General features: G+C 72.0%; 4 protein-coding genes. All 4 read left to right on the top strand.

Annotation, left to right across the window (positions count from 1 at the left end):
* Nucleotides 1-2149: lipopolysaccharide biosynthesis protein (locus ABZ281_RS34050; protein WP_356661823.1), on the top strand; the 2149-nt coding region annotated here is incomplete at its 5' end.
* 98 nt (nt 2150-2247) lie between these two features.
* Entirely contained in the window at nt 2248-4215 is a 1968-nt protein-coding gene (locus ABZ281_RS34045; RefSeq protein WP_356661821.1) for a glycosyltransferase, read from the top strand.
* Nucleotides 4212-4640, top strand: coding sequence for a hypothetical protein (locus ABZ281_RS34040; protein WP_356661819.1), 429 nt, complete (start codon nt 4212-4214; stop codon nt 4638-4640). Before ABZ281_RS34045 ends, ABZ281_RS34040 begins: the two co-directional genes overlap by 4 nt.
* A complete protein-coding gene (locus ABZ281_RS34035) occupies nt 4637-5830 on the top strand; it encodes a glycosyl hydrolase (protein ID WP_356661817.1) in 1194 nt (397 codons plus the stop codon). Before ABZ281_RS34040 ends, ABZ281_RS34035 begins: the two co-directional genes overlap by 4 nt.
* The last annotated feature ends 37 nt before the right edge of the window (nt 5831-5867 follow it).

Raw genomic sequence — 5867 nt, 5'->3', positions numbered from 1 at the left:
CAGCACCGGCGTCTCCGCCGTCCTGGGCCTGGGATTCTGGCTGGTGGCCGCCCGCTACTACACGGAGGAGGCCGTCGGCCAGGGCTCGGCCGCGATCGCCGCGATGCGGCTGCTCGCCAGCATCACCGCGACGACGATGATCGGCGCCGTCGTCCGCTTCGTCCCGCGCGCGGGACGGGAGACCGGGCGTCTGGTGTGGGGCACGTACGTGGCAAGTTCGCTGGTCGTGGCGCTCGCCGCCGCCGTCTTCCTGCTCACGCTCGACGCCTGGGGAGCGTCCTACGCCCCCCTGGGCACGCCCATGGCCGGCGCGGTGTTCGTCGTGGCCTGCGTGGCCTGGGCGTTGCTGACCCTCCAGGACGGGGTGCTCACCGGACTGCGCAAGGCGGAGTGGGTGCCCGCCGGGAACGCGGTGTTCTCGGTCGGGAAGCTGGCCCTCCTGGCCGTCTTCGCCGGCACGCTGCCCGTCCTCGGCATCTTCGTCTCCTGGGCGGTGGCGATCGCCTTCTCCACGCTGCCGCTGGGCTGGCTGATCTTCCGCCGGCTCATCCCGCGGCAGGCGGAGGCCGACCGCGACAAGGACCCCCCGAAGATCAAGGACATGGGTCGCTTCCTGGCCGGGGACTCGCTGGGCGCCCTGTTCAGCCTGGCGATGATCAACCTGCTGCCGGTGATGGTCGCCGTCCGCTTCAGCGCCGCAGAGAACGGCTACTTCTACGTGGCCTACACCGTCGGCGGCACGATGGAGTTCATGGCCATCAACATGGCCTCATCGCTCACCGCGCACGCCTCGCACGACCCGCGCCAGCTCGCCGACGGCGTCCGGGGCGCCCTGCGGCGCATGACACTGCTGCTGGTCCCGGTCGTGGCCGTGCTGGTCGTCTTCGCCCCGTACATCCTCACGCCCTTCAGCCCGGACTACGCCGAGCACGGCTCGACCGTGCTGCGGCTGCTCGCCCTCGGAGCCCTGCCACGGGTGGTGGTGGAGCTGTACATCGGCGTGCTGCGCGTCCAGGGGCGCACGGGTGTGCTGGCCGCGCTCCAAGGCGCCATGTGCGCCCTGGTGCTGGGCTGCGCCGCCGCGCTGTTCACCCCGGCCGGGATCGCGGGCGCCGGCTGGGCGGTGCTGCTCAGCATGACGCTGATCGCCGTCGTCTCCACGGCCGGTCTGCGCGCGGCCCTGCACCACGACGACAGCGCACCCCCCGCCCGTACGCCCGCCGACCCCGCCTACGGAACGCACTGGGCGAAGCTCAACGCCACCGCCGGGTACGGCACGACCCGGGCTCGCCGGGCCGCCTACCAGCCCAGGGACGGCGACCAGGACACCGTCACCCTGTTCATCGGGCGCCCCGGATACGAACGTGAGGCGCTTCAGGCGGACACGCTGGCGCTGATCGTGCGACCGGAGGGACCGACCAGGGAACCCCCGCCCCTCGAGCCCGGGGAACCGGACCAGGAGCCGCAGGAGCGGCGGCTGAGAGGCGCCCTGTGGAGCCTGCTCGCGGTGGCCTGCCTCTTCTTCCTCGCTCCGCTGCGGGACCTGCCGTGGCTCGACGGCGTCTCCCGGACCGCCCTGACCGGACGTCAGCTGCTGGAGGGCCTGCCCCTGCCATCGCTCACCGCGGGTGGCCTGCTGCTCGTGGTGTTCGTCGCCGCCGTCACACTGAGCACCCGGTGCGACCCGTGGCTGTCCGGCACCGCACTGGCCGCCGCCCTGCTCGCCCTGTACACCGCACCGGCCGCCCTCGGACGGGAACCGCGTCCGGTGGACGGGGCGTTGTATGAGAAGACGGCCGGCTTCCTGGCGGACGCGTTCGGGCTCGACGGGCCCGAACCGCTGCTGCGCTGGGTGCCGTCGGCCTGCCAGCTGTTGTGTCTCGTACCGCTGGGGCTGCTGCTCGCGAGGGCGGGCGGCCGGCTGACGTGGCCGGGGCGCTGGGGGGTTCTGTATCTCGTCGCGGTCAGCGGCTGGGTGTGGCGCGACGCGCTCGCACCCCTCGCGCCGCCCCTGCTCGTCGCCCTCGCGCTGCTCCTGCTGCTCCATCGCGCCGCGTCGGCGTGGGCGCGCTCCGGCACCACGGCCTCACCAGGCCCCATATCCAATCGAACGGCCGGTGGACCACCGACCGGCCCGTCCCGCGACTGATCACACCCGAAGCCGATACCGATCCGGGCTCGGGGCCGAACAAGCCGAAGCAGAGCCGAGACAAAGCCGAAGAGAGCAACCGCCAGGGGGGAACCACCGTGCGTCCGCCAACCACACCGAGGGAGAGATCCACGCCGGAACCCACACCCGCACGGGACGGCGCGAACACCTCCGGCAGCGGCCCCGAGACGGCCAGCCAGTCCTCCAGCCCCTCCTCCTCGGAGTCCTCCAGCCCCGCCCACGACCCCGTGACGGATCTGTCCGACCTGCCCCCCGCCTGGTCCGGGCAGGGCGTCCTGGCCCGGCCCGGCGTTCCGCTGCTCGCCGCGCTCGCGCTCTGGGCGTACGCCATGCGTCACACCGACGTCTCGCGGCTCGACGACTACGGTCTGGTCAGCGCGCTGCACCCGGCCTTCTGGGCGGGGCTCGCGGTGCTCACCACCGGCTTCTGGTTCACGGTCCGCGACGCGCGCCGGCCGGCCGCCTGGTCGGCGGCGTACGTGCTCGGTCTGCTGGCGATGGAGCGGGCCACGCAGGCGGTGCTCTACCCGACCCCGCTGTACGCCTGGGGGTGGAAGCACGAGGCGGTCATCGACCATCTGCTGACGGCCGGCGGTCTGCAGACGGCCGATCAGGTCGGCGACATGGCCGTGTACGACCAGTGGCCGGGCTTCTTCGCCGCCCAGGCCGCCCTGCAGCGGCTGCTGGGCGTGGACTCGGCGGCGATGTTCATGGCCTGGTGGCCTCTGGTCTCCAATCTGATGCTGCTGCTCCCGCTGCTGCTGATCTACCGCACCTTCACCGAGGACCGGCGGCTGATCTGGACCGCGGTCTGGCTCTTCTACGTCGCCAACTGGGTGGGGCAGGACTACTTCTCCCCCCAGTCGGTGGCGTACGCGCTGCACGTGGGCGTTCTCGCCGTCGTCCTGCGGCGCTTCGGCCGGTCCGCGGTGCGGCGGGGCCGGCCGCGGCAGGCCGTGTGGACGGTGCTGATCATCGTCATGGTCGTGGCGATCGTCATCTCCCACCAGCTCACCCCGGGCATGCTGGTCGTCTGCCTGCTCGCCCTGTGCCTGAGCCGCCGCTACCGCGACTGGGTCCCGGTGGTCACGACCGTCGTGATCTTCCTGGCCTGGTGCCTCACGGCCGCGCTGCCCTTCCTGTCAGCGGCGATGCCGGACATGATCCGCTCCATCGGCGACGTCGGGGCCAACGTCGAGACGGGCTACGGCGCCACCCCGACCGGCACCGGAGCGATCGCCACTTCCTGGGCGGCCCGGCTGCTGTCCGGTTCCGTGCTGCTGCTCGCGGCCGTCGGCGTGCTGCGCCAGCGGGTGCTGCGTCACCGTGCCCGGCCCCTGCTGCTGGTCGGGGCGGCCCCGCTGCCGATGTTCGCGGCGAGCAGCTACGGCAGCGAGATGATCTTCCGGGTGCTGCTGTTCATGCTGCCCGGCGCCGCCTTCTTCGCCGCCGCGGCGCTGCTGCCCAAGGTCCGCACGCTGGCCGCCGACGCCGCCGCACAGGAGGCCGGCAACCGGCAGGCCACCCTCCCCGCCGAGGCCCGCCGGTGGGGGATCGGCACCTGGGTGCCGCTGGCGGCGTTGCTCGGCGGAACCCTGGCGTTCGTCCCGTCCTACTCGGGCAAGGACAGGATCAACTACTTCCCGCCGCAGGAAGTCGCCCTCGTACGGCAGCTCTTCGACCAGGCACCCGACGGCTCGCTGGTCGTGGCCGCCAACCGCAACTACCCGGACGCGTACGCCTCCTACTGGAGCGTCGACCACTACTGGTTCCTCGACGACGCCCGCAGCCACGTCGACCGGATCGTCGATAGCCCCGCCGCCACCCTCGCGCGGGACATGGCCGGCGTCGAGCGGCCCGCCCGGGCCTACTTCCTGCTCACCCAGGGGCAGTTGGCCAACTCCGAGATGAACGGGCAGCTCGACAAGGGGCAGCTGGACCGCATCCGGAAGTCCGTCGCCGCCTCGCCGCGGTTCCGGCTGGTGGCGGAGAACAGCGCCGGATGGCTCTACGTGCTGAAGCAGTCAGGGGGAGCGGAGCGATGACACCGCAGGAACTCATGGTCCGGATGCTGCCTCCGTTCGGCGGCTGGCTGGCGCTGGCCGCGCTCGCCCTGCCCGGCGGATCACCGCTGCGGGGCGCGGCGGTCGTGCTCTTCCTGGCGGCGGGCCCGGGCGCGGCCGTGGTCAGAGTCTGCGCCCCCGCCCTGGGGGCGCGGCCCGCCGAAGGGCCCGTGGAGCGCCGGGACCCGGACTTCGCCCGCCACTCCGACCTGCTGGAACGGCTGATGCTGGCACTGTTCCTGAGCATCGGCGCCTTGATGCTCGTCGCGACCGTGCTGATCGCCACGCACACCTTCAGCGCGCAGCGGGTGCTGCTGACGCTGACGCTGCTGACCACACTCGTCGCGTTCTGTCCGCCCCTGCGCGCCTCCCCGCCGCCGAGGACACCGAAGGGTTCCACTCAGTGAGGTTCAACCGTCCCCACCGTGCCTTTCGCCGCAAGCCCGGCACGACGACCGGAGGCCGACACCGCGGGAAGCAGTACGAGGAGCAGCCGCACGAAGAGCAGCCGTACGAGGAGAGTCCGCACGAGGTGCGGTCCGCCGGCCCGTTGGCATCGAGCCGGCGCCGGTTGCTGATCACGTCCGCCACGGTCGTCAGCGCCGTCCTGGTCGCCGGGCTCGCTCTGCGGGACGCATCGGGGCCGGACTCGGGAGCCGCCGGCTCCAGGGCGGACTGCCGCCCGACGGCCCTCCTCGAACCGCCCTGCGGTGCCTGGTTCGGCGCGTTCGTGCCGCACGAGCGGGACAACCTCCCGGAGAAGGTGCGCGCCTATGAGAAGCGCGTGGGACGCGAACTCGACATCGTGTACACGTACCACGACATGTCCCTGGCCTCGGGCACCCGCCGCGAGGGCCAACTGCTCACCCCCGAGGAGCAGCGCGTCGGCGAGGACCACCTGCTGCTGCTCTCCTGGGAGAGCAAGTGGTGGGGCGGCACGAAACGGCAGCAGCCGACCTGGAGGCAGATCGCCTCCGGCGAGCTGGACGACAAGGTCATCGACGTCCAGGCACGGCGCATCAAGGACTACGGCAAGAAGGTGTTCCTCTCCTTCGACCTTGAGATGGACACCCGCACCCCGGCCAACGGCACGCCCGCCGACTACGTGAAGGCCTACCGGCACATCCACGACCGGTTCCGGGAACTGGGCGTGGACAACGTGGTGTGGACGTGGATCACCACCGGGTACCTCGACCACGCCGACGAGATCAGGAAGATGTACCCGGGTGACGAGTACGTCGACTGGGTCGGCTACAACCAGTACAACTACTACCGCTGTCACGACGCCGGCTGGCTGACCTTCGCGCAGACGCAGCACGCCACGCACGACTGGATCCGGGCGAACATCTCCGACGACAAGCCGCTGATGCTCTCCGAGTTCGGCACCGCCGCGGACGCGAACCGCCCCGAGCGGCAGGCCGAGTGGTACGCGCGGGTGCCCGGGGTGCTCAAGGACCTGGACGGCGTCAAGGCCGCCCTCCAGTGGAACTACCGCGACCCCGGACCGCACTGCAACCTGGCGGTGGCCAGCGACGCGGCCTGGGACAGCCTGCGCAAGGCGGTCGCCGACCCCTACCTCAACCAGCCGCTGCGCTGACGCCCCTGCCGGGGTCACCCGGCGAACTCGGGCGCGT

The sequence above is a fragment of the Streptomyces sp. NPDC006265 genome (genome assembly GCF_040613555.1).
Lineage (GTDB): Bacteria > Actinomycetota > Actinomycetes > Streptomycetales > Streptomycetaceae > Streptomyces.
This window is presented reverse-complemented; position numbering and strand designations above follow the sequence as displayed.